The 23,012-nt window shown below is 70.3% G+C and carries 22 protein-coding genes, 1 pseudogene and 2 riboswitches; of the genes and pseudogenes, 14 read left to right on the plus strand and 9 right to left on the minus strand.

Annotated features, from left to right (window positions below; translation table 11 throughout):
- From ACWGI6_RS30660 to gcvT, 3 genes and pseudogenes are all read right to left on the minus strand, one after another.
- Positions 1–126: pseudogene (locus tag ACWGI6_RS30660) on the minus strand (serine hydroxymethyltransferase); the annotation flags it as partial.
- A 98-nt stretch (positions 127–224) separates the two neighbouring features.
- Positions 225–602, minus strand: coding sequence for a glycine cleavage system protein GcvH (gcvH, locus tag ACWGI6_RS30665; protein WP_453270524.1), 378 nt, complete (start codon positions 600–602; stop codon positions 225–227).
- Positions 603–729: 127 nt separating this feature from the next.
- Complete coding sequence (gcvT, locus tag ACWGI6_RS30670; RefSeq protein WP_453270525.1) at positions 730–1,857, minus strand: glycine cleavage system aminomethyltransferase GcvT; 1,128 nt, start codon at positions 1,855–1,857, stop codon at positions 730–732.
- 34 nt (positions 1,858–1,891) lie between these two features.
- A riboswitch (glycine riboswitch) is annotated at positions 1,892–2,009 on the minus strand.
- Positions 2,010–2,105: riboswitch (glycine riboswitch) on the minus strand.
- A 259-nt stretch (positions 2,106–2,364) separates the two neighbouring features.
- On the opposite strand from gcvT, the gene ACWGI6_RS30675 reads away from it, so the two are divergent.
- The 9 genes from ACWGI6_RS30675 (at position 2,365) to ACWGI6_RS30715 (ending at position 12,922) form a co-directional block, all read left to right on the plus strand.
- On the plus strand, positions 2,365–3,051 hold the full coding sequence (locus ACWGI6_RS30675) for an AAA family ATPase (RefSeq protein ID WP_453270526.1): 687 nt from the start codon (positions 2,365–2,367) through the stop codon (positions 3,049–3,051).
- A 92-nt stretch (positions 3,052–3,143) separates the two neighbouring features.
- A complete protein-coding gene (locus tag ACWGI6_RS30680; protein WP_453270527.1) occupies positions 3,144–3,941 on the plus strand; it encodes an enhanced serine sensitivity protein SseB in 798 nt (265 codons plus the stop codon).
- 61 nt (positions 3,942–4,002) lie between these two features.
- Positions 4,003–4,803 carry an enhanced serine sensitivity protein SseB C-terminal domain-containing protein gene (locus ACWGI6_RS30685; protein WP_453270528.1) on the plus strand — a complete coding sequence of 267 codons (801 nt, stop codon included), beginning with the start codon at positions 4,003–4,005 and terminating at the stop codon, positions 4,801–4,803.
- 406 nt (positions 4,804–5,209) lie between these two features.
- Positions 5,210–6,208: an ABC transporter permease gene (locus ACWGI6_RS30690; RefSeq protein WP_453270529.1), complete on the plus strand. Its 999-nt coding sequence runs from the start codon at positions 5,210–5,212 to the stop codon at positions 6,206–6,208.
- Between the two features lie 117 nt (positions 6,209–6,325).
- Positions 6,326–8,077: an ABC transporter substrate-binding protein gene (locus ACWGI6_RS30695; RefSeq protein WP_453270530.1), complete on the plus strand. Its 1,752-nt coding sequence runs from the start codon at positions 6,326–6,328 to the stop codon at positions 8,075–8,077.
- A 79-nt stretch (positions 8,078–8,156) separates the two neighbouring features.
- Entirely contained in the window at positions 8,157–9,167 is a 1,011-nt protein-coding gene (locus tag ACWGI6_RS30700) for an ABC transporter permease (protein ID WP_453270531.1), read from the plus strand.
- Complete coding sequence (locus ACWGI6_RS30705) at positions 9,164–10,270, plus strand: ABC transporter ATP-binding protein (protein ID WP_453270532.1); 1,107 nt, start codon at positions 9,164–9,166, stop codon at positions 10,268–10,270. Before ACWGI6_RS30700 ends, ACWGI6_RS30705 begins: the two co-directional genes overlap by 4 nt.
- Positions 10,271–10,299: 29 nt before the next feature.
- Positions 10,300–11,403 carry an ABC transporter ATP-binding protein gene (locus ACWGI6_RS30710; protein WP_453270578.1) on the plus strand — a complete coding sequence of 368 codons (1,104 nt, stop codon included), beginning with the start codon at positions 10,300–10,302 and terminating at the stop codon, positions 11,401–11,403.
- Positions 11,404–11,512: 109 nt separating this feature from the next.
- Positions 11,513–12,922, plus strand: coding sequence for a M1 family metallopeptidase (locus ACWGI6_RS30715; protein ID WP_453270533.1), 1,410 nt, complete (start codon positions 11,513–11,515; stop codon positions 12,920–12,922).
- Positions 12,923–12,939: 17 nt separating this feature from the next.
- On the opposite strand, the gene ACWGI6_RS30720 is transcribed toward ACWGI6_RS30715, so the two are convergent.
- Positions 12,940–13,575 (minus strand): trimeric intracellular cation channel family protein, encoded by a 636-nt coding sequence (locus ACWGI6_RS30720; RefSeq protein ID WP_453270534.1) that lies wholly within the window; start codon positions 13,573–13,575, stop codon positions 12,940–12,942.
- 95 nt (positions 13,576–13,670) lie between these two features.
- On the opposite strand from ACWGI6_RS30720, the gene ACWGI6_RS30725 reads away from it, so the two are divergent.
- Entirely contained in the window at positions 13,671–14,519 is an 849-nt protein-coding gene (locus ACWGI6_RS30725) for a thioesterase family protein (protein WP_393907113.1), read from the plus strand.
- 55 nt (positions 14,520–14,574) lie between these two features.
- On the plus strand, positions 14,575–15,378 hold the full coding sequence (locus ACWGI6_RS30730) for a hypothetical protein (RefSeq protein ID WP_453270535.1): 804 nt from the start codon (positions 14,575–14,577) through the stop codon (positions 15,376–15,378).
- On the opposite strand, the gene ACWGI6_RS30735 is transcribed toward ACWGI6_RS30730, so the two are convergent.
- Positions 15,375–16,184, minus strand: a complete 810-nt coding sequence (locus ACWGI6_RS30735; protein WP_453270536.1) for an alpha/beta fold hydrolase — start codon at positions 16,182–16,184, stop codon at positions 15,375–15,377. The two genes, ACWGI6_RS30730 and ACWGI6_RS30735, sit on opposite strands and share 4 nt — an antisense overlap.
- A gap of 271 nt (positions 16,185–16,455) precedes the next feature.
- Here ACWGI6_RS30735 and ACWGI6_RS30740 point away from each other — a divergent pair, with 271 nt between their 5' ends.
- Entirely contained in the window at positions 16,456–17,625 is a 1,170-nt protein-coding gene (locus tag ACWGI6_RS30740) for a cysteine desulfurase family protein (protein WP_453270579.1), read from the plus strand.
- Here ACWGI6_RS30740 and ACWGI6_RS30745 read toward each other — a convergent pair.
- Positions 17,622–18,455: an N-acetylmuramoyl-L-alanine amidase gene (locus ACWGI6_RS30745; RefSeq protein WP_453270537.1), complete on the minus strand. Its 834-nt coding sequence runs from the start codon at positions 18,453–18,455 to the stop codon at positions 17,622–17,624. The genes ACWGI6_RS30740 and ACWGI6_RS30745 overlap by 4 nt on opposite strands.
- Positions 18,456–18,500: 45 nt before the next feature.
- On the opposite strand from ACWGI6_RS30745, the gene mnmA reads away from it, so the two are divergent.
- On the plus strand, positions 18,501–19,676 hold the full coding sequence (gene mnmA / locus ACWGI6_RS30750) for a tRNA 2-thiouridine(34) synthase MnmA (protein ID WP_453270538.1): 1,176 nt from the start codon (positions 18,501–18,503) through the stop codon (positions 19,674–19,676).
- Positions 19,677–19,733: 57 nt separating this feature from the next.
- Here mnmA and ACWGI6_RS30755 read toward each other — a convergent pair whose 3' ends face one another.
- The 3 genes from ACWGI6_RS30755 to ACWGI6_RS30765 form a co-directional block, all read right to left on the minus strand.
- Positions 19,734–20,207 carry a carboxymuconolactone decarboxylase family protein gene (locus ACWGI6_RS30755; RefSeq protein WP_453270539.1) on the minus strand — a complete coding sequence of 158 codons (474 nt, stop codon included), beginning with the start codon at positions 20,205–20,207 and terminating at the stop codon, positions 19,734–19,736.
- A gap of 113 nt (positions 20,208–20,320) precedes the next feature.
- On the minus strand, positions 20,321–20,893 hold the full coding sequence (locus tag ACWGI6_RS30760; protein WP_453270540.1) for a DUF3515 family protein: 573 nt from the start codon (positions 20,891–20,893) through the stop codon (positions 20,321–20,323).
- Between the two features lie 116 nt (positions 20,894–21,009).
- The gene (locus ACWGI6_RS30765) at positions 21,010–21,615 is read right to left on the minus strand and encodes a TlpA family protein disulfide reductase (protein WP_453270541.1); all 606 of its coding nucleotides are present in this window, start codon (positions 21,613–21,615) and stop codon (positions 21,010–21,012) included.
- A gap of 381 nt (positions 21,616–21,996) precedes the next feature.
- Between ACWGI6_RS30765 and ACWGI6_RS30770 the strand changes: the two genes are divergently transcribed.
- Positions 21,997–22,722, plus strand: a complete 726-nt coding sequence (locus tag ACWGI6_RS30770) for a VC0807 family protein (protein WP_453270580.1) — start codon at positions 21,997–21,999, stop codon at positions 22,720–22,722.
- The last annotated feature ends 290 nt before the right edge of the window (positions 22,723–23,012 follow it).

Genomic DNA, 23,012 nt, shown 5'->3' on the forward strand with positions numbered 1-23,012 from the left:
GGCGACGGGGGCGAAGTTCTCCGAGGCGATCATTTCGAGGGTGGACTGCTGGCGGTGGAGTTCGGCGTCGACGGCGGCGGCGACGTCGGGGTCGACCTCATGGAGGGAGCTGTTCAGAAGCGACATGAGTCTTCCTGGGGGAGTCAGGGGCGCGATGTGGGCCCCCCGGACCAGGGTCCGGGGGAGCTTCCACGCGGGCGGTGGCGGAGGAGGAGTCGGGCGGCTCAGCTCTGGATGAAGGCGGCGTACGCGTCGGCCGAGAGCAGTTCGCCCGGCTCGCCGCTGATCTTCACCTTGAACAGCCAACCACCCTCGAACGGGGCGGAGTTCACCAGCGAGGGGTCGTTGACGACATCCTCGTTGATCTCGGTGATCTCACCGTCGACGGGCGAGTAGAGATCGCTGACCGACTTGGTCGACTCCAGCTCGCCGCAGGTCTCGCCCGCCGCGACCGTGGTACCGACCTCAGGGAGCTGCACGTAGACGACGTCGCCGAGCGCGTTGGCCGCGTGCTCGGTGATGCCGACCGTCGAGACGCCTTCCTCGGCGCCCGACAGCCACTCGTGCTCCTTGCTGTAGCGCAGCTGCTGGGGGTTGCTCATGACTCGATTCTCCTGTACGCGAGGGTGTGATCGTGAAGGGGGTCGCCCCCTGGCGCAGCCAAGGGGAGGGTCTTGCACAGTGAGACGCACGGGCGCACCGCTGCCCGCGTCCGCCGCGCGTGAACCGTTACTTCTGCCGCTTGTAGAACGGCAGAGCGGTGACCTCGTACGGCTCATGGCTTCCACGGATGTCCACGCAGACACCCTCGGTGCCCGGTGTGGCGTAGGCGGCGTCGACGTAGGCGATCGCGACCGGCTTGCCGAGGGTGGGGGAGGGGGCCCCGGAGGTGACCTCGCCGATGACCGTGCCGTCGGCCGTGACGACCGGGTATCCGGCGCGCGGGATCCGGCGGCCCTCGGCGATCAGACCGACCAGCTTGCGCGGCGGCTGGGTCTCGGCGCGCTCGGCGGCCGCCGCCAGCGCGTCGCGGCCCACGAAGTCACCGCCGTTGGAGGTCTTCTCGAACTTCACGACCCGGCCCAGGCCCGCGTCGAACGGCGTGGTCGAGGTGGTCAGCTCATGCCCGTACAGCGGCATGCCCGCCTCCAGGCGCAGGGTGTCCCGGCAGGACAGGCCGCAGGGCACCAGACCGGCGTCCTTGCCGGCCTCGGTCAGCGCCTCCCAGAGGGCGACCGCGTCGGCGGGCCGGACGAACAGCTCGAAGCCGTCCTCACCGGTGTATCCGGTGCGGGCGATCAGCGCCTCGACACCGGCGACGGTGCCGGGCAGACCCGCGTAGTACTTGAGGCCGTCCAGATCGGCGTCCGTCAGCGCCTTGAGGATGCCGGGGGACTCCGGGCCCTGCACCGCGAGCAGTGCGTAGGCGTCGCGGTCGTCGCGGATCGCGGCGTCGAAACCGCCCGCCCGCGCGGTCAGCGCGTCCAGCACCACCTGGGCGTTGGAGGCATTGGCGACGACCATGTACTCCTGGTCGGCGAGGCGGTAGACGATCAGGTCGTCGAGGATGCCGCCCTCGGCCTCGCAGATCATGGTGTAGCGGGCGCGGCCGGTCTTCACCCCGCCGATGTTGCCGACCAGCGCATAGTCGAGGAGATCGGCGGCCCGCGGGCCGGTGACGGTGATCTCGCCCATGTGGGAGAGGTCGAAGAGGCCGGCGCGGGTGCGGACGGCGACATGTTCGTCGCGCTCGCTGCTGTAGCGGAGCGGCATGTCCCAGCCGGCGAAGTCGGTCATGGTGGCGCCGAGCGCGCGATGGGTGGCATCCAGCGCGGTGCGGCGGGGGGCATCAGTCATGGGTTCTGGGCTCCCAGGCATGGGTGACAAGACGGTCTCCCCATCTGTCATCGGAACCTGAGAGGTTCACCGGGATCCCGCGAACGGACCCGGTTTGCACCTTGGGTGGAGCCGCCCCGTCAACCTGGCAGTGGCTCGCTTTTCAGATCTGCCTCGCCCGCGCGGTATAGGGGCCTGAGAGATTCAAGGGAGGACTTGCTCCTTCGGCGCCCCGCCTTGGCGGCCGGGGACTCTCCCGCACGGGTTCAAGCGGCCGGTATGGAGTTGGCGGTGCACGGCTGAGCTGAGATGTGCACGTGGCGGCCACATCATTGCACGGGATCGCCGGATACAGGAGCCCTGGTCGGCGCCCCGCCCATGACGTGGGCAGATCGAACAATCGCCTTGATGGGCATTACCTTTTCTTGACACTCTGCGGGTAGGGGACGGGCTCGAACCGGAGCAGAACCGGACGGGGAGGACGATCGCGTGCACAGCGAAGCGGCATTCGGGGCCACTTCAGGGGTCGTGCCGTCGGCTGTCGTGCCGGCGGTGCCGCCCGTCGCCGTGTCCCGGACCGGCCGGACGCCGCGGTCCGTCGTCCGGCCGGGCCGCGGTGCCGAGATCGTGGACCTCCGGGGCGCGGGACGCGCGAGGAACGCCGCCGAGCTGCGGTTTCCGGCCGGCGACCTGGTGGTGGTCTCGGGCCTGCCGGGCAGCGGCAAGAGCACCCTCATGCATCGGGTCGTGCCGCCGCTGGACGCACACGGCGCCGCGGTGCACCGCATCGATTCGCAGGACGTACGCGAGCGCTGGGAGCACGGCAGACTGCGCCGGCTGCCGTACGCCCTCTACCGCCCGCTGGTCCGGGCCGCCCACTATCTGACGCTGGGCCGTGTGCTGCGCTCCGGCGACAGCGTGGTGGTGCACGACTGCGGCACCCTCGCGTGGGTGCGTGGCTGGATCGCGCGGTCGGCGGTGCGCGGCGGCCGTGGGCTGCATCTGGTGCTGCTCGATGTGTCGCCCGAGGCGGCGCGGTCCGGCCAGGAGGCGCGGGGGCGCGGGGTGTCGGGGTACGCCTTCGCGCGGCACCGCAGGGCGGTGGGCCGGCTGGTCGGCGCGGCGGAGTCGGCCCGGCTGCCGAAGGGGTTCGGCTCGGCCGTGCTCCTCGACCGGCGGGCGGCGAGCGCCCTGGAGACGGTCGGCTTCGGCTGAGCGGACGGGCACCCCGCCCCGCAGGTCCCGCCGCACGCCTTCTCGTCTAGGGTCTTTGGCCAGATGGCGCGGTTGGGAACGGGTGGATACAGATGACATTTGCGGAGCAGGGGATACCCCAGCTGGCGTGGCCGGCGAATGAGCTCGAAGAGGTGCTGGCCGCTTCGGTCGGGCACCCGGGCGCCGGTGGCCGGATCGTCGAGGTACTGGGCCGGAGCCGGGTGTGGGTGCCGCTGCCCAACGGCGGCGGCCCGGAGAGCGCGGGCCCCGGCGCCCGCGGCCTCGATCTGCCCACCGTCGAGTTCGACGGTGCGGCCTATGTCCCGGTCTACAGCTCCGAGCAGGAGTTCCTGCGGGTGGTCGGCGCACACATGCCCTTCACCGTCGCCCCGGCCCGGGAGTTCGCCCGCGGGCTGCCGCCGCACATCGGCATGGCGGTCAACCCCGACGGCATGATCGGCGTCCCGCTGCCGCCGCCCGCGGTGGCCGAACTGTGCCGGGAGGGGCGCCATGAGTTGGCCGGTCTGCCCAGCGGTGGCCGGGTGCGGCTCTTCGAGCCGGACTGGCAGGACGAGCCGGTGGACTTCCTGGCCGCCGCCGGACTGGAGTTCTCCGCCGCCGGAATTGTCCTGACTGCCCGGCGTGCCCTGGCAAGTGTCGAGGGCGACACGCCCGCGCTCTTCGTCGGTGTGCAGATCGGGACGGACGCCTCGGCCCTGCACGACGGCACCGCCCGCGAGACGGTACTGTCAGCCCTCGGACGTGCGCTCGGCGCAGTACCGCTGCCCTGGTCCGTACAGCTCGTCATGCTCGACCTCGCCCAGGGCGACCCGGTCGCCGACTGGATGCTGGAGCGTGTGCGGCCCTTCTACTCTCGGGACCACTCGTAAGCTGGTTGGATGACGGGCGGGCGCACCCACACGTGCCCTGCTGACAGAAGGGACGGACCACGTGAGCGCGGGTGCGCATCAGGGGCCGGCGGCGGCCGGACAGCTGGAGCAGCTGCTCCAGCAGGTCTCGCCCGGCCGTTACGACGCCTATGAGGCACTGCTGCACGCGCTCGCCGCGAGCCAGGTCTGGATGCTGCTCTGGCACGGCCGGGCCGGTATGCCCGATGCGCAGTACGGAAACATGGAGGTCGAGGGCCTCGGTTATGCGCCGTGTGTGACCTCGGCGCCCGAGCTCGCCGCCTCCGGCTGGAACCGTGACCACGAGGTCGTCACCGGCCCGGAGATCGCCGCCGCGCTGTTCCCCGACCGCTGGGGCCTGTGGCTGAACCCGCATGCCCCCGGCGGTGGTGTCGGCATCCCGTGGCTGGATCTGCGCCGTGTCGCCGGTGGTCTGGACCGGCTGCCCGCCGGTCCGCTGCGGATCTCGGAGCCGGTCATCGACATCCCGCAGTTCTACGCGCTGCTCGCCCAGAACGCCCACCGGACGCCCGCCGTGCGGTCGCTGCGCCGGGCCTGGGTGCAGCCGGCGCTCGGTGCCCCTTATCTGGCGATCGGTCTGGATCTGTACGACACCGGCCAACAAGCGGTGGATTCGGCGCGGTTGATGATCCAGCAGTCGATCGGCGCGGTTCCGGACGGTCTGCCCGTCTCCACGGTCGCGATGAACGACGAGTACGACCCGGTCGGCATGTGGATGCGGGCCTCCGCGCGCCCCTTCTTCGACCGTGACGGCTACGCCCAGCCGCCGGGTCAGCCGGCCCCCGCACCGTCGTACGGCTACGGCTCCCCGCGCCCTTACTGACAGCGCGTCTCCGGCGCCCGGGAGTGCCGGCCGGGCGCCGGTCTTGTGGTGAATGCTCCCTGTATGCCCTGCGGTTGAGGCCCTCTCCTGCGGGTGATCGCTCCGCTGAGCCCGAACTGCTGTCCGTATAACGGAACGTCGTGGAGCACATCACAGTTGCGCATCCTTTCCCCGTCAGGGCTGGTGACTGATCGAGAAAGGGATGAAGACTCCGGAAACAACAGGGCCTCGGTCCTTTGTACGAGCGTCATCCCGTACGGCGTCGCGTGAGCCTCTGACTTCCATAGTGCGAACTTCCGCGATGCCCGCATGACTTGCACCGAACTTGCACCAGTGATGTGAACCAGGCCGCTGTCCGCGGCGCGCAGGGGCCGGCCACCGTCGGCCGAGAGGGGTCAAAGGCACTGTGACGGCACCGATCGAGACCACCGGGGCGGCTGCTGAGGCGCAGCCGGAAGCGGTGCTGAAGGGCGTCGAAGGAAAGCGGATCGAGGGGCGTTCGCTCGGTCAGATCGCATGGTTGCGCTTCCGGCGGGACAAGGTCGCGGTGGCCGGTGCCATCGTTGTCATCCTGCTCATCGCCATCGCCGCCCTCTCCCGTCCGATCCAGTCCCTGCTGGGGCTGGACCCGAACAGTCCCAACCAGTCGCTGATCGACCCCAACACCACGCTCCCCAAGGGCGATCTCGGTGGCATGAGCGCGGACCATCCCCTGGGCGTGGACCCGAAGTTCGGCCGTGATCTGCTCGCCCGGATCCTGGAGGGCTCCTGGGTGTCGCTGATCGTGGCGTTCGGCGCGACGCTGCTGTCGGTCGCCATCGGCACGGTTCTCGGTGTGATCGCCGGCTTCTACCGCGGGCGGGTGGACGCCGTCATCAGCCGGATGATGGATGTCTTCCTGGCCTTCCCGCTACTGCTGTTCGCCATCGCGATCTCCGCCTCGCTGCAGGGCGGTGCCTTCGGCCTGGAGGGCCTGCCGCTGCACATCTCGGTGCTGATCTTCGTGATCGGCTTCTTCAACTGGCCCTACATGGGGCGGATCGTGCGCGCGCAGACCCTGTCGCTGCGCGAGCGTGAATTCGTGGACGCAGCGCGCGGCATGGGCGCACGCGGGCCGTTCATCCTCTTCCGGGAGCTGCTGCCCAACCTGGTGGGGCCGATCATCGTCTACTCGACCCTGCTGATCCCCTCCAACATCCTCTTCGAGGCGGCGCTGAGCTTCCTGGGCGTCGGCATCCAACCGCCCCAGGCGTCCTGGGGCGGCATGCTCAACCAGGCGGTCAAGTACTACGAGGTCGATCCCCAGTACATGATCGTCCCCGGCCTCGCGATCTTCGTCACCGTGCTCGCGTTCAACCTGCTCGGTGACGGACTGAGGGACGCGCTGGACCCGCGCAGCCGCTGACGGCTGTACCGGGCGCCCGCTCAGACGCCCCAACTGCGTTACTGCATTTCCGCGTTACTGCTTTTCCGCATTTTGAGGTTTGACGTTTCTCGACGAACGAAGGGGACACCGACCATCATGCGAAGGTCAGTTCCGGTCGCGGCTGTCGCGGCCATCACCAGTGCGGGCCTTTTGCTGGCCGGCTGCAGCGGGGGCAAGGGCTCCTCGGAGGGCTCGGGCAAGGCGAACGCCGCCACCAAGGGCGTCGTCAACGCCTCGGACGCGAAGGGCGGCACGGTCACCTACGCGATGAGCGACGCCCCCGAGTCGTTCGACCCGGGCAACACGTACTACGCCTTCATCTACAACTTCAGCCGGCTCTACGCGCGCCCGCTCACCACCTTCAAGCCGGGCCCCGGCACCAAGGGCAACGAGCTGACCCCGGACCTCGCCGAGTCGATGGGCAAGCCCAGCGACGGGGGCAAGACCTGGACGTACAAGCTCCGCAAGGGCGTCAAGTACGACGACGGCTCCGAGGTCACCTCGCAGGACGTCAAGTACGCCGTCGAGCGCAGCAACTTCGCGCGTGACACCCTCTCGCTGGGCCCGAACTACTTCCAGCAGTTCCTCAAGGACAACGACGGCGGCTACAAGGGTCCCTACAAGGACAAGAGCAAGGCCGGTCTGAAGTCCATCGAGACCCCGGACGCCCAGACGATCGTCTTCCACCTCAAGAGGCCGTTCGCCGAGTTCGACTACCTGGTGAGCGCCCCGCAGACCGCCCCGGTCCCGCAGGCCAAGGACAAGGGCGCGGACTACACCAAGTCCGTGCTGTCCACCGGCTCGTACAAGTTCGAGAGCTACGAAGAGGGCAAGAAGCTCACCCTGGTCCGCAACCCGCAGTGGTCCGCGAAGACGGACCCGCTGCGCAAGCAGCTTCCGGACAAGATCGTCCTGAACCTGAAGGTCGCCCAGTCGACCATCGACAAGGACCTCCAGTCCGGTAACACCCTGGTGGACCTGGCCGGCCGTGGTGTCGACGGGCAGACGCAGGCCCAGCTCCTGACGGACTCCAAGGAGAAGGGCAACACCGACAACACTCTTGGCCAGCGCCTGGTCTACACGGCGCTGAACACCAAGGTGAAGCCGTTCGACAACATCGAGTGCCGCAAGGCCGTCGAGTACGCCATCGACAAGAAGGCCGTACAGACCTCGCTCGGCGGCCCGATCCGCGGTGAGCTGGCCTCCACGGTCCTGCCGACCGACATCGACGGCTACCAGAAGTACGACCAGTACCCGCAGAAGTACGACGGCGACAAGCTGGACCTGACCGAGGCCAAGAAGCACTGGGCCAAGTGCGGCGCCGGCAAGACCACGACCACGATCCTGGCCCGCAACGACCGCCAGGACGAGGTCGACGCGGCCACCTCGATCATCGACTCGCTGAAGAAGATCGGCGTCACCGCCAAGATCCAGTCGTACCCGACCAGCAAGTACTTCTCGGACTACGCCGGTGTGCCGAAGTTCAACAAGAAGAACAACGTCGGCCTGATCATGATGCAGTGGGGCTCGGACTTCCCGACCGGCTACGGCTACCTCCAGCAGATCCTGAACGGCAAGGCGATCAGCCAGTCCGGTAACACCAACCTCTCGGAGCTGGACGACCCGGCCATCAACAAGCTGCTCGACAGCGCCATCGCCAACACCGACAAGGCGGCCCGCGAAAAGGCCTACGCCGAGATCGACAAGAAGGCGATGGAGCAGGCGGCGATGGTCCCGCTCACCTACTTCAAGGTTCTGATGTACCGCTCGCCCAAGGCCACCAACCTGGTGTCCACCTCGGCCTTCAGCGGTCAGTACGACTACCTCAACATCGGCGTCAAGAAGTAGCAGCCCTGGAAGGCAGGTGAAGGCATTGGTGTCCGCGGGCCGGCGGTAAACCGGCTCGCGGCGCCGACGCCGCATCCCCGTGTTCTCGTACATAATCCGCAGGTTGATCAGCGCAGTGGTCCTGCTGCTGATCGTCAGCGCGGTCACTTTCGGCATCTTCTTCCTGCTGCCGAAGCTGGCCGGGCAGAGCACCGACCAGCTTGCCCAGCAGTACATCGGAAAGGCCCCCACGCCCGCGGACATCGCCGCGGTCAAGAAGAATCTCGGCCTGGACAAGCCCGTGTACGAGCAGTACTGGGAATTCCTCAAGGGCATTTTCGTCGGCGTCGACTACAAATTCGGTCCGGAAGTGGCCAAGTGCCACGTGCCGTGCTTCGGCTACTCCTTCAAAACCCATATCGAGGTCTGGCCGGAGATCCAGACCCGGCTTCCGGTGACTCTCTCGCTGGCCGCCGGTGCGGCCGTGCTGTGGGTCGTCTCCGGTGTCGCCACCGGCGTGCTGTCCGCGCTGCGCCCCGGCTCGTTCTTCGACCGGGTGGCCATGGGCGTCGCACTGGCCGGCGTCTCCCTCCCGATGTTCTTCACCGGCGCCCTGGCGCTGGCCCTGTTCACCTACCAGTGGCCGATCTTCGAACGCAGCGACTATGTGCCGCTGATGGACGATCCGTTCCTGTGGGCACGGACCCTGGTCCTGCCCTGGGTCACCCTGGCCTTCCTCTACTCCGCGCTCTACGCCCGGCTCACCAGAGCTGGCATGCTGGAGACGCTGAGTGAGGACTACATCCGTACGGCCCGCGCCAAGGGTCTGCGCGAGCGCAAGGTGGTCGTACGGCACGGTCTGCGGGCCGCGCTCACCCCGATCATCACGGTCTTCGGCATGGACCTGGGCCTGTTGCTCGGCGGTGCCCTGATCACCGAACAGGTCTTCTCGCTCAAGGGAGTCGGCGCCTTCGCCGTCGAGGCGATCAACGCCAACGACCTCCCGAACATCCTCGGCGTCACCTTGCTCGCCGCGTTCTTCATCGTCATGTGCAATCTGGTGGTGGACGTTCTGTACGCCGCCGTCGACCCGCGGGTGAGGCTCTCGTGACCGACTCCTCCGAGGACAAGACCGAGGCCGTCGTGGGTGAACCCACCGCGGCCGGCTCCCGGCCCCCCTCCGCCTTCCTCGAAGTGCGGGACCTGAAGGTGCACTTCAACACCGACGACGGGCTGGTGAAGTCGGTCGACGGCCTGAACTTCACCCTGGAGAAGGGCAAGACGCTCGGCATCGTCGGCGAGTCCGGCTCCGGCAAGTCCGTGACCTCGCTCGCCGTGATGGGACTGCACCGCGCCTCGCGCCAGCAGCGCAGCAAGGTGAACATGTCCGGCGAGATCTGGCTGGACGGCAAGGAGCTGGTCTCCGCCGAACCGGACGAGGTGCGCCGGCTGCGCGGCCGCGAGATGGCGATGATCTTCCAGGACCCGCTGTCCGCACTGCACCCCTTCTACTCGGTCGGCAGCCAGATCGTGGAGGCGTACCGCGTCCACAACGACGTGGACAAGAAGACCGCACGCAAGCGGGCCGTCGAGATGCTCGACCGGGTCGGCATCCCGCAGCCCGACAAGCGGGTGGACGACCATCCGCACCAGTTCTCCGGCGGTATGCGCCAGCGCGCCATGATCGCGATGGCGCTGGTCAACAACCCGGAGCTGCTGATCGCGGACGAGCCGACCACCGCACTGGACGTCACCGTCCAGGCGCAGATCCTGGACCTGATCCGCGATCTGCAGAAGGAGTTCGGCTCGGCGGTCATCATCATCACCCACGACCTCGGGGTGGTCGCCGAACTCGCCGACAACCTGCTGGTGATGTACGGCGGACGGTGCATCGAGCGCGGCCCGGCCGAGAAGGTCTTCTACGAGCCCCAGCACCCCTACACCTGGGGACTGCTCGGCTCCATGCCGCGCATCGACCGGGACCAGACGGACCGGCTGATCCCGGTCAAGGGATCTCCGCCCAGCCTGATCAACGTCCCGCCCGGCTGCGCCTTCAACCCCCGCTGCCCGTACGCGGATGTGCCCAAGGACAACCTCACCCGTACGGTCCGCCCCGAACTGCGCGAGGCCGGCGGCGAGCACTTCTCCGCCTGCCATATGTCGCAGGAGGAGCGGGAGCGTATCTGGACCGAAGAGATTGCGCCGAAGCTGTGACCGAGACGACTGACGACCAGAACAAGAAGATTCCGCTCCAGAAGACGGCGGAGGCCTCGGCGAAGTCCGCGGAGAGCGCCTCCGATGCCGAGCCGCTGCTCAGGGTCCGCGGTCTGGTCCGGCACTTCCCGATCACCAAGGGCCTGCTCAAGCGGCAGGTCGGGGCGGTGCAGGCGGTCGACGGCATCGACTTCGACGTACGGCCGGGCGAAACCCTCGGCATCGTCGGCGAGTCCGGCTGCGGCAAGTCGACGATGGGCCGGCTGATCACCCGCCTCGACGAACCGACCGGCGGCTCCATCGAGTTCCAGGGCAGGGACATCACCCATCTGTCCCCGGGCAAGCTGCGGCCGATGCGCCGGGACGTCCAGATGATCTTCCAGGACCCGTACGGTTCGCTGAACCCGCGGCACACCATCGGCGGGATCGTCTCCACCCCCTTCCGCCTCCAGGGCGTCGAGCCCGAGGGCGGGCTGAAGAAGGAGGTACAGCGGCTGCTGGAGCTGGTGGGCCTGAGCCCGGAGCACTACAACCGCTATCCGCACGAGTTCTCCGGCGGCCAGCGGCAGCGCATCGGTATCGCCCGTGCGCTGGCGCTCAAGCCCAAGCTGGTGGTCGCCGACGAGCCGGTCTCGGCCCTCGACGTCTCCATCCAGGCCCAGGTCGTCAACCTCATGGACGACCTGCAGGACGAGCTGGGCCTGACGTACGTCATCATCGCCCACGACCTTTCGGTCATCCGGCATGTGTCGGACCGGATCGCGGTCATGTACCTCGGCAAGATCGTGGAGTTGAGCGACCGCCAGGGGCTCTACGAGTCGCCGATGCACCCGTACACCAAGGCGCTGCTGTCCGCCGTGCCGGTGCCCGACCCCAAGCGGCGCACCCAGCGCGACCGGATCCTGCTCAAGGGCGATGTGCCCTCGCCGATCAACCCGCCCTCCGGCTGCCGGTTCCGCACCCGTTGCTGGAAGGCGACCGAGGTGTGCGCCACCACCGAGCCGCCGCTGGTCGCGCTGCGGACGGGGCACCAGGTGGCCTGCCATCACCCGGAGAACGCGGAGCACGCCGGGCACGCCGGGACCGCGGAGAGCGCAGCCCTGGCGCCCGGTAAGGAAGCAACCGACGAGTAACACTGAGGACTTGGCAAAGTCCTGGGTAAAACGCGACGGGAGAGTGCAGAGTCAGCACGGTTGTTCGATCTTGAGGCGAACTTCATCCGTGTGTCCGAAGGGATGACTCATGGCACTCTCCCGTTCTGCGCGTCGCACCTCCCGCTGGCTCGCGCTGGCCACCGCGGTGGCCTCGGCCGCCACCATCGCCGCCGCACCCGGCGCGTCCCCCGGCGCCCCGGGCATCGGTGACCCGTACTTCCCCAAGCTGGGCAACGGCGGCTTCGACGCCCTGCACTACGACCTCGGCGTCAGCTACGAACCCGGCAGCGGCCGCCTCGACGGCCGCACCACGCTCACCGCGAGAGCCACCAAGAACCTCTCCGCCTTCGACCTCGACCTGCAGAAGCTGACGGTCGACTCGGTGCGGGTGAACGGCCGGCGGGCGCACTTCACCAGATCCGGCGACGAGATATCCGTACGCCCCGACTACCCGCTGCGCCGCGGCAAGAAGTTCGCCGTCACCCTCGCCTACCACGGTGTCCCCAAGCCGCTGACCGGTCCGATCGTCTTCGGCTCCGACTACGGCTGGATGAAGACCAAGGACGGCGTCTTCGTCGCCTGCGAGCCGAATGCCGCCTCCACGTGGTTCCCCTCCAGTGACCACCCCGGCGACAAGGCGACCTATGACATCCGCATCGACGCCCCCAAGGGCCTCACGGGTGTCTCCAACGGGCGCCTGATCAGCTCCGGGGAGGCGCACGGCCGCTCGTACGCCCACTGGCGCGAGCGCCGCCCGATGGCGACGTACCTGGCCACCGCCACCATCGGCAAGTTCGACGTCCGTACGGGCACCACCCCCGGCGGCACGCCCATCTATGTGGCCACCGACCCGACCCTGCCCGCGGGCAACGTCGATGTCTACGGCGTCACCGCCGAGGCCACCGACTACTGGTCGAAGGTCTTCGGCCCGTACCCCTTCGAGGAGACCGGGGCGATCGTCGACGACATGCCGCAGGCCGGCTTCTCGCTGGAGGTGCAGTCCAAGCCCGCCTACTCGGCCGTGCGCAACGAGACGACCATCGTCCACGAGCTGGCGCACCAGTGGTTCGGCGACTCGGTCTCCGTCCGGCAGTGGAAGAACATCTGGCTCAACGAGGGCTTCGCCAGCTATGCGCAGTGGCTGTGGGCCGAGCACCGCGGCACCCTGAGCGCCCATGACGCCTTCCGCAAGGCGTACGACTCCCGGCCGGCGGGCGACGACTTCTGGAAGGTGAAGGTCGGCGACCCGCAGCGGGACACCATGTTCGCCCAGGCGGTCTACACCCGGGGTGCGATGACGCTGCAGACGCTGCGCGAGCGGATCGGCGACAAGGCCTTCTTCAAGCTGCTGCCGGCCTGGACCTCCGCGCACCGCTACGGCAACGCGGACACCGCCCAGTTCATCGCGCTCGCCGAGAAGATCTCGGGACAGCAGCTGGACGGCCTCTTCGACACCTGGCTGAACACGGACAGCAAGCCGTCGCTGCCGGCGAACTGAGGGTCCGGCCGCCTCGGTCAGCCGGAGTCCTGCTGCCCGCGGCGGCTGCGGAGCTGCTGCGGGCGCGGCAGATGCAGCCCGAGGTAGACCGCTCCCATCCGCAGTGCGAACACCACCCCCGCCGAGATCGCCGCGGCGGGGGTGGCCCCCGTGCCGAGCAGGTACAGCAGCAGATAGCAGCAGCCGCCGGCCAGCGCGGCGATCGCGTAGACGTCCTCCCGCAGCAGCAGCGGCGGGAACTCCCCGCACAGCACATCGCGGATGACCTCACCGGCGACCCCGGTCAGTACCGCCAGGATGATCACCGCGAGCGGGGTGGCGCCCGCGTCGATCGCGGCGCGGGCCCCGATCACCGTGACCACGGACAGCCCGATCGCGTCGGCCACCAGCAGCGCCTTGTGCGGCAGCTGCCAGAACCGCAGATAGATCATGGTGCCCAGGCCGGCACAGATGATCACGGTCAGCAGTACCCAGTCGTGCGTCCAGTACAGCGGTCGCCGGTCGAGGATGAGATCGCGCAGCGTGCCGCCGGAGATGGACGCGGCGAAGGCGAGCACCAGGCCGCCGAAGGGGTCCATGTTGGCGCGATAGGCGGCCAGTACCCCGCTCGTGGCGAAGGCGGCGACGCCGACCAGATAGAGCACGTGAAGCATGGCGCCATCATGGCAGGCCCGGAAGGAATGCTTCCGTGGGAGCCCGTTGAAACTGACACTACCGGTCAGTAACTATCCGGTGTAGCGTGCAACCCATGGCTCTGGTGACCCAAGGCAACAGCGAGTTCGACCGCGATACGGCGGTCACCCGCCGCGCCCCCGGCGTCTACGACGCGCACCTCTCCGCCGGCTGGACCATCATCCAGGCGGTCAACGGCGGCTACCTCCTGGCCCTCATGGGCCGCGCCCTGGGTGATGCCCTCCCGCACCCCGACCCGCTCTCCGTCACCGCGCACTATCTGACGGCCTCGGTCCCCGGCCCCGCCGTCATCCGCACCGAGGTGGTCCGCACCGGCCGCACGATGTCGACCGGTACCGCGAGCCTCGTCCAGTTCGCGGAGGACGGCAGCGAGATCGAGCGGCTGCGGGTGCTCGCCGCGTACGGCGACCTCGGTGCGCTGCCCGAAGACGTCCGTACCACCGCCAAGCCGCCGGCCATTCCCCCCTACGAGCACTGCCTGGGCACCGACAGCGCCCCCGGCGGCCGCCCCGCCATCTCCGGCAGCACGGCCATCACCGACCGGCTGGCGCTCCGCCTGGACCCGGCGACCGCCGGCTGGGCCGTCGGTGCCCCGTCCGGCAAGGGCGAGATGCGCGCCTGGTTCGGCCTCGCCGACGGCCGCGAGCCCGACCCGCTCTCCCTCCTGCTGACCGTCGACGCCCTGCCGCCCACCGCCTTCGAGATGGGCCTGTCCGGCTGGGTGCCCACGGTCGAGCTGACCGCCCACATCCGCCGGCGTCCGGCGCCCGGCCCGCTGCGGGTCGCCATCACCACCCGCAATCTGGCGGGCGGCTTCCTGGAGGAGGACGCGGAGGTCTGGGACTCCGAGGACCGACTGGTCGCCCAGTCGCGGCAGTTGGCGCGGGCGTTGCTGGAGGGGTAGCGCGGGCGCGGCGGCCGGCAACAGCAGTGATGCCGTCCTGTTCGCCGAGCGGAGCGTGGGCATCCACCGGCGGGTCGGCGGCGGCTCCCCACGGCTCGCGCACGGCCGGTATGCGCTGTCCGAAGCGCTGTCGGCGGCCGGCCGGCACGCCGATGCGCTCCGTGAACTCTTCCAGGCACTGCCCCTGTTCGAGGAGGACGGCCAGCGCCTCTGGGCGGGGCGTACCCGCTGCCGGATGGCCGAGGCGATGGTGGCCCTGATCCGCCCCGGCGACGCGGTGAGCGCCGCCGAGGACGCGGCGAAGCGGCTGCTGGTGCCGGGCGGGGAGCGATGGCGCGCCGCCGCGCTGACCGCACTGGGGCACGCCGAGACCGCCCTGGGCCACAAACAGGGCGCCCAGGCGCACTGGCGGGAGGCCCTCGCCGTCCACGAGGCGTTCGGCGCCCCGGAGGCCCGTGACATCCGCACGCTGCTACGGGGCGAGGAGGGGGAGCCGCCGACCGGCCAGGACCGATCCGGCGTCTCGCGCACCGCGGAGACCGCGCGCACCGGCACCGTCCTGCGCGACCTGACGGCGGCCGTCCGCACCCTGAGCGATCAGCTACGGCTTCGGAGAACGGGGGAGGAGAGCGGCGGAATGGCAGCAGAGTTGACCGCCCACCTCAACACCCTCGACGTCATCGAGGCCGAACTCGCCGGTTTGCTGGCCGACTTCACACGTACGGGCCGGCCCCCGCGTACCGATCTGAGCCGCTACCGCGCTTCCCTGGAGACGCTCACCTCGTCCGCAGCACTGTCGGAGCCGACGCCCGGGGCGGCCACCGCGGTCCGCAACCTCAGCCGCCGCCTCCCGCCCTAGGCCCGCCGTCCCGTCCGCAGGAACTCCGCCAACGCCGCCGTCAGTTCCCCCGGTGCATCCTCCTGCACCAGATGTCCCGCCTCCTCGATCACCTGGAGGCGGGAACCCGGAATGCGGGAGGCCAGCTCGTGCCCCTTCGCGACGGGAATCCACGTGTCCTGCGCGCCCCAGCAGATGAGTGCCGGCAGCTCGATCTCGCCGTAACGCCCCTGGATGTCGTCCGTGAACCGCTGGTCGTTCTGCGCGATCTGCCGGTAGAACGCCGGCTGCCCCTCGGCCGTGCACCAGGGCTCGACCAGCCGGTCGAGGACGGCGGGGTGCAGGCCCGGATGGCTCGCGGAGGACACATATTCCCGCACCAGCGCCCGGTGAAGCCCGTGCGGCAGCTGCCCGAACACCTCGGGGTGCGCGCCCAGCAGCCGGTACGTGGGTGAGCCCCAGGGCGCCAGCGCCACCGGGTCGACGAGCGCCAGCCGCTCGTAGCGCGCACCGTGGAGCAGATGCGCCCGCAACGCGACACAGCCGCCGAAGTCGTGCGCCACCACCGCCGGCCGGGCGCCCTCCCCGTCCAGCTCCCAGTGCGCCAGCAGTTCTGCGAACACCCGGGCCTGCGCGCCGAGGGAGACGTCCTGGCCTTCCCTCATCTCCGAGGCGCCGTACCCCGGCATGTCCCAGACGTACACCCGGTGCCGCCCGGCGAGGGCCCGCGCCACACCCCGCCAGACATACGACGAGAACGGCGTCCCGTGCAGCAGGACCACCGCGGGCGCATCCCCCTGCCCCTCGCCGAGCCGGGCCCAGCGCACCTGGTCGCCCGACGTACAGAAGCCACTGTGTCATGACCGTCAGGCTAGTGACTCCTTACCGGGGTGTCGAGGGCGCGGGGGAAGTCGAGGGCGCGGGGGGAAAGGGGAGGCGCCCGGTTACGGGTATCGGTGACGGGCCCGCGGGGTGCCCGTCGAGCCACCCACAGGTGTCCGGAGTGAGTGGCCGGCGGCTCCCCCGGGCACGGCGCACCCGCGCGCTGCGCATGCGCCCCCGGAGCCCGCAGCGCCAGCTCGTAGAATCGTGCGCACCATGGTTTACCTCGACCACGCCGCCACCACCCCGATGCTCCCCGAGGCGGTGCAGGCGATGACCGCCCAGCTGACCGTCACCGGCAATGCGTCCTCGCTGCACGCCGACGGCCGGCGGGCCCGGCGTACCGTCGAGGAGGCGCGCGAGTCCCTCGCCGTCTCCCTCGGGGCACGCCCCAGCGAAATCGTCTTCACCGCGGGCGGCACCGAGGCCGACAACCTCGCGGTCAAGGGCCTGTACTGGTCGCGCCGGGCCGCCGACCCGGCCCGTATCCGCGTCCTCGCCAGCCCCGTCGAGCACCACGCGGTCCTCGACGCCGTGGAGTGGCTCGCCGAGCACGAAGGCGCCCGCGTCGAGTGGCTGCCGGTCGACACCCACGGCCGGGTGCACGCCGACGCGCTGCGCGAGGCCATCGTCCGCAACCCCGCCGATGTCGCACTCGCCACGGTCATGTGGGCCAACAACGAGATCGGCACCATCCAGCCGGTCCGTGAACTGGCCGAGGTGGCCCGGGAGTTCGACATCCCGCTGCATGCGGACGCGGTGCAGGCGTTCGGCCAGCTGGAGGTCGACTTCGCCGCCTCCGGACTCGCCGCGATGACGGTCTCCGGCCACAAGATCGGCGGCCCGTACGGCATCGGCGCGCTGCTGCTCGGCCGTGAGTACGCCCCGGTGCCGGTGCTGCACGGCGGCGGCCAGGAGCGGCACGTCCGCTCCGGCACCCTCGACACCCCCGCCATCGCCGCCTTCGCCGCCGCCGGCCGGCATGCCGTCGCCCACCGCGAGGACTTCGCCCGCGACATCGGCGCGCTGCGCGACGATCTGATCAAGGCCGTACACGCCGCCGCCCCCGACGCCGTCCTCGGCGGCGACCCGGACCCCGCGGGCCGTCTCCCCGCCAACGCCCACTTCTCCTTCCCCGGCTGCGAGGGCGACTCCCTGCTGCTCCTCCTGGACGCCCAGGGCATCGCCTGCTCCACGGGTTCCGCCTGCACCGCCGGCGTCGCCCAGCCCAGCCACGTCCTGCTGGCCACCGGCATGTCCCCGGAGCTCGCCCGCGGCACCCTGCGCTTCTCGCTCGGCCACACCTCCACCGCGGAGGACGTGGCGGCACTGGCGCAGGCCATCGGCCCGGTCGTGGAACGGGCGCGGAGCGCGGGGCTGAGCTAGCCGGCGTCCCCGCGGCGCTCCGGTGCGGCCGAGCGCGCCGGAGCTCGCGTGGGGCCCTGCGTGGCGACGCTCCCGTCACCGGCGGCCCGCTGCGGTTTTTGTACGGGCTTGCGCAGCTCGGCCCGTACGAGCCCCAGATACCGGTCCCAGTCCCAGTGCTTCCCCGGATCGGTGTGATCCGTCCCCGGCACCTCCACATGCCCCACGATGTGCTCCCGGTCGGCCGGGAAGTCGTACCGCCGGCATATGCCGGCGGTCAGCCGTGCCGACGACGCGTACATGGCCTGCGTGAACGACTCCGGCCGGTCCACGTACCCCTCGTGCTCGATCCCGACGCTCCGCTCGTTGTAGCCGCGGTTCCCCGCATGGAACGCCACATCCAGCTCGCGGACCGTCTGGGCGATATGCCCGTCCTTGCGGACCACGTAATGGGCGGCGGCCTCGTGAAACGGGTCCTGGAAGACATCCAGCGCGGTCGCATAGCTGCCCTGGACGACATGGATGACCACCCGGTCGATCTCGTAATCCGCGGGCCGGTCCGCCCGCCGGTAGTTCTCCGAGGACGCCGCGACCCACTGCGCGCCCCGGAAGTCCACCGCACCCGCCGTACGCGGCCGCTCGTTCCCCGGCAGCCGCCACCACCAGCGCGCCAGCTCACCCCCCGCCGCGAGCGCCGCGACCCCGGCGGCCACCGCCCCGCCGCCCCCGATCCACAACGCCCGCCGCCGCGTGATGCCACGCGCGGCCCCCTGGCCTTCGCCCTGCTCCCCGCCGCTTTCGCCGGAGCGTTCCCCGGCGCTTTCCCCGTCCCTTTTCCCCATGCGCTGCATAACGCTTTCGGCCCGGTCGGCGGTTCCGTCTACCCTGGACTCGCTATGACTGATGACGCACCCCGCCGCCTCCGCGTACTCGCCGCCATGTCCGGCGGTGTCGACTCCGCCGTTGCCGCGGCCCGCGCCGCCGAGGCCGGCCATGACGTGACGGGCGTGCACCTCGCGCTCTCCGAGAACCCGAAGTCGTTCCGCACCGGCGCCCGCGGCTGCTGCACGATCGAGGATTCGCACGACGCCCGCCGCGCCGCCGACGTCATCGGCATCCCCTTCTACGTCTGGGACCTCGCCGAACGCTTCCGCGAGGATGTCGTCGACGACTTCATCGCCGAGTACGAGGCCGGGCGCACCCCGAACCCCTGCCTGCGCTGCAACGAGAAGATCAAGTTCGCCGCGCTCCTGGACAAGGCCCTGGCGCTGGGCTTCGACGCCGTCTGCACGGGCCACTACGCCACGGTCGTCCTGCGCGAGGACGGCACCCGCGAGCTGCACCGCGCCTCCGACATGGCCAAGGACCAGTCGTACGTCCTCGGCGTCCTCGACGACCGCCAGCTGGCGCACGCCATGTTCCCGCTCGGCGACACCCTCACCACCAAGGCGGAGATCCGCGAAGAGGCCGCCCGCCGCGGCCTGTTCGTCGCCAAGAAGCCGGACAGCCACGACATCTGCTTCATCGCCGACGGCGACACCCAGGGCTTCCTCGCCAAGCGCCTCGGCACGGCCCCGGGCGACATCGTCGACGAGTCCGGCGCGGTCCTGGGCTCCCATGAGGGCGCCTACGGCTTCACGATCGGCCAGCGCAAGGGCCTGCGCATCGGCCACCCGGCCTCCGACGGCAAGCCGCGCTACGTCCTCGACATCTCTCCGGTCGACAACACCGTCACGGTCGGGCCCGTCGACTCCCTCGACGTCACGGCCCTGACCGCCATCCGCCCCCGCTGGTGCGGCCGCCCCCCGACGGCCGGCCCCGCCACGTACACCGCCCAGCTCCGCGCCCACGGCGGCGAGACCGAGGTCACGGCCGAGCTGGTGGACGGCACCGAACTGCGGGTCTCTTTCACGGAACCGGTCCGCGGCGTCGCCCCCGGCCAGGCGATCGTCCTCTACGACGGCAGCCGGGTGGTCGGCTCGGCGACCATTGCCACCACGGAGCGGCGGGTGCGGGCGGGCGCCCAGGGCCTGTCTTCGGAGTCCCGGCCGACCAGCGGTCCCACGGGCTGAGGCGAGGCGGCCGAGGCGGCAGGCCGCCCGCCTTGCGGCCCCGGCCGGCCTCTCCTCTCAGTCGAACTGGCCGACCTGGTAGTCGCCGGCGGGCTGCTGGAGGATGACGTTCCCGCGGTTGAAGGCGTTGATGAGGGCGATGGCGCACACCAGGGCGGCGAGCTGGTCCTCGTCGTAGTGCTTGGCGGCATTCGCCCAGGCCTCGTCCGTGACGCCACCGGCCGCGTCGGCGATGCGGGTGCCCTGCTCCGCCAGCTCCAGAGCGGCGCGCTCGGCATCGGTGAACACCGTGGCCTCCCGCCAGGCCGCGACCAGGTTGAGGCGCACCGAGGTCTCCCCGGCGGCGGCGGCGTCCTTGGTGTGCATGTCGATGCAGCCGGCGCAGCCGTTGATCTGGCTGGCGCGGAGCTTCACCAGTTCCTGCGTCGCGAACGGCAGCGTCGAGTCCGCGAGCGCCTTGCTCGCCGAGATGATGTGCTTCATGGCCTTGGCGGCGACCGGGCTGGCCATGAGGTTCAACCGAGCATTCATGGTGCACTCCTGTGTCGTTGTTGCTGGTTAACCCCTTGGACGGGACAGCTCGGCGAGATGTGACATCGACGAATGTGACGCCGGAGTCAGAGAGCGCGTGGCATCGATCTCCATTAGCCGCGCGGTCCCTGACGCGGTACTGACCTGGTGGGACCGGGAGTTGAACCGGGGTGTGACGGCGCCGGAACGTCGCTTGTGCTGATGCACCTGTGGCTCTGGCGGATGGGCTTGACGAGGCGGCTCAGGTCGACCAGGACCGCGTCAGGGGCCGCGCGGCGGGTGTCGATGCGTACTTCGACGGCCGGGGCGCGGCCGTAGGTGATCAGGAGTTTGCGGCCGTCGTCGTCCTGGGGGGCGCGCCAGACCCAGTCCACGCCGTCGATCTGTGCGCAGGGGTCGTTGGTGGGCAGCGGCGTGGCCAGGCCGCAGCGGGCGATGACCGCGCCGTCTCCCCATACGGCGGCGCCCTTCACGTCGGCGGGAGTGCGGTCGGCGCCGGCGACCTCGTCGGGGTAGGCGGCGGTGAGGCGGGTGCACGCGGCGGATCCGGCGCGAGGTGCGGCTTCGAGGCCGAAGGCGGGTGAGGTGACGCTCTCGTAGGCCATCAGGGAGGCGGCGGCGACGATGACGGCGGCAGCGCTGAGGAGGACGGGGGTGCGTCGGAGGAGTCGGGTGGACGGGGGCATGGTGAGTGGCCTTGGTTCCTTGGGGGCGGGTGTGATGTCCAAGTGGACGGTGTCCGACGGGTGCGTTGCCCTCCGGGACGTCGTGAAGGAGGAGCTGGGCAGCCCCCGAGAGGACGTCAGGAGGTGTGGGTGGAAGCGGCCGTACCGTCCTGAGCGGCCTTCACCAATGCGTCGATCCTGGTTTCGTCGAGCTGGCCGGAGGAGGCGGCGGCGACCTTCCCGTGCGGGTCGATGGCGAAGGTGAACGGGAGGCCCTGGGTGTTCAGGACGCCGTTGGGGAGCTTGAGGGCCTGCTTGCCGTCGGAGTCCAGGAGGCTGGGGTAGCTCATGTGGAACTCACTGGCGAAGGCGCGGCCGTTGGCGGCCGAGTTGTCCTGGTCCAGACCGACGATGACGACCCCGCGCGCCCGCAGCTTCTCGTGGATCTTGACCAGGAGGGGGGTCTCCGCGCGGCAGGGCCCGCACCACGATGCCCAGCCGTTGACCAGGATCGTCCTGCCCTTGTAGGCGGACAGGCTGAGGGGTTTGCCGTCCAGGTCGCTGCCGGTGAAGTCGGGGGCTTGCGGCCGGTGGGGGGACTCGATGGTCAGTACGCCGTCCTTGCCCTGGTGGTAGCCCTCTCGCGGGTCGGTGCCGTCGTTGGCGGCGATCAGGCCGGCGGCGACGGCAACGACCGTGAGCGCGGCCAGAGACAGGACGATGATCCGGGGCGGGGTTTTCACGGGAAGTCCTCGGTGCGGTCTGCCGGTTGGGTCACTCGAGGATCTCAACCGCCCGGGAAAGGGCTGCGCGCGGGCCTCGACGGGAGGGGCGGCCGGGGCCCGCGCGTGGGCAGGGGGCTTCCGGCCGGTGTCTGTCGGGCTGCTCGATGCCGCCGTACGCGCTCGCGCGATGGCCGGCCGACGCGCTGGCCGACGCGCTGCGGGCCGCCCGCAACTGACAAATGTCATGGGGAACCGAGGACAGGCGAAACTGTTGCGCGGCGCGGCCGTGCCCGAAGCTGAAGGCGTCGAGGACAGCCGTCCTGCAGAGAGCAACTTGGGGGAACCGCCGTGAACCGGAGCGAGAGCGAGAGCCGAAGTCAGCGCCGGACGCGGAGCGAGGTGACCGCGGACGGCAAGAGCCCTCGTCCGCTGGCGCAGAGCCTGCTGCCGCTGGTCCTGGACGCAGGGGTTCCGCTGGCGTCGTACTACCTCCTGAGCAACGCGTTCGGGCTGAGCGACGTCGCGGCGCTGGGCTGGAGCAGCGTGGTGCCGGCGTTGCGTACGGTCTGGAGCCTGGTGCGGGGCGCCGGCGTCAACGGTCTTGCGCTGCTCATCCTCGTCGTCAACGTCGTGGGTCTGGCCATGAGCACGATGACCGGCGATCCGCGGCTGATGCTCGCCAAGGACAGCGGGGTGAGCAGTGTCATCGGCATATCGATGATCGTCTCCGTGTTCATGGGGAAGCCCCTGATGACTGCCGGCCTCAAGCCGTTCGTGACGAAGGGGAACGCGGCGAGGAGCGCCGCCTGGGACCGGCTGGCGGCCGGGTCCGCACCGTTCCGACGAGCCGAGCGGAGGTTCTCGCTGATATGGGGGACCGTGCTGCTGGTCGAGTGCGTGGCGCGGGTGATCGGCGCCTACACCGTTCCGGTGCACACGATGGTCTGGCTGGGACCGGTGCTGATGGTGGCCGCGATCCTGCTGGCGATGGTCGTGGCGGGGGGTGGCTGCGCCGAGCCGATGGAGAAGATGGTGGGTGCCGAGGTGGAGCGCGTCGGCGACCATCACTCCGGTGAGGCGGGGGCGGGTGCGACCGCGGCCGTGCCGACCGTGACGGGAAGCTGACGGGGCCAGGTGCCGAGGCGTCCCCAGGGACGGGCCGGCCGGGACCAGCCGCCACGGGGGTGGGCTGGTCCCGGCCGGTCATCCGGGACCGGCCGGGGACCAGCGGGAGCAGAAGCGGCGACGAAGGCCTCGGGTGCCTGGCCGGAGAACCGGGCGCCGCGGGCCCGGTGTGTGGGGGCCACGCACGGCGACTTGGGAAAAAGAGGCTCGTGACGGTTATGACGGGCATCGGCATGGGGGCGGCATCCGCGGAGGGGGCGGGCGGTGCGCGCGGGGCCCGTGAGGTGCGG

This window comes from Streptomyces sp. NPDC054786 (genome assembly GCF_053611685.1).

Bases quoted from the DNA above. Each gene is read 5' to 3' on its own strand.
- ACWGI6_RS30695 (WP_453270530.1), top strand. From the start codon at position 6,326: ATGCGAAGGTCAGTTCCGGTCGCGGCTGTCGCGGCCATCACCAGTGCG.
- ACWGI6_RS30745 (WP_453270537.1), bottom strand. From the start codon at position 18,455: ATGCAGCGCATGGGGAAAAGGGACGGGGAAAGCGCCGGGGAACGCTCC.
- mnmA (WP_453270538.1), top strand. From the start codon at position 18,501: ATGACTGATGACGCACCCCGCCGCCTCCGCGTACTCGCCGCCATGTCC.
- gcvT (WP_453270525.1), bottom strand. From the start codon at position 1,857: ATGACTGATGCCCCCCGCCGCACCGCGCTGGATGCCACCCATCGCGCG.
- ACWGI6_RS30715 (WP_453270533.1), top strand. From the start codon at position 11,513: ATGGCACTCTCCCGTTCTGCGCGTCGCACCTCCCGCTGGCTCGCGCTG.
- ACWGI6_RS30740 (WP_453270579.1), top strand. From the start codon at position 16,456: ATGGTTTACCTCGACCACGCCGCCACCACCCCGATGCTCCCCGAGGCG.
- ACWGI6_RS30720 (WP_453270534.1), bottom strand. From the start codon at position 13,575: ATGCTTCACGTGCTCTATCTGGTCGGCGTCGCCGCCTTCGCCACGAGC.
- ACWGI6_RS30760 (WP_453270540.1), bottom strand. From the start codon at position 20,893: ATGCCCCCGTCCACCCGACTCCTCCGACGCACCCCCGTCCTCCTCAGC.
- ACWGI6_RS30725 (WP_393907113.1), top strand. From the start codon at position 13,671: ATGGCTCTGGTGACCCAAGGCAACAGCGAGTTCGACCGCGATACGGCG.
- gcvH (WP_453270524.1), bottom strand. From the start codon at position 602: ATGAGCAACCCCCAGCAGCTGCGCTACAGCAAGGAGCACGAGTGGCTG.
- ACWGI6_RS30680 (WP_453270527.1), top strand. From the start codon at position 3,144: ATGACATTTGCGGAGCAGGGGATACCCCAGCTGGCGTGGCCGGCGAAT.
- ACWGI6_RS30755 (WP_453270539.1), bottom strand. From the start codon at position 20,207: ATGAATGCTCGGTTGAACCTCATGGCCAGCCCGGTCGCCGCCAAGGCC.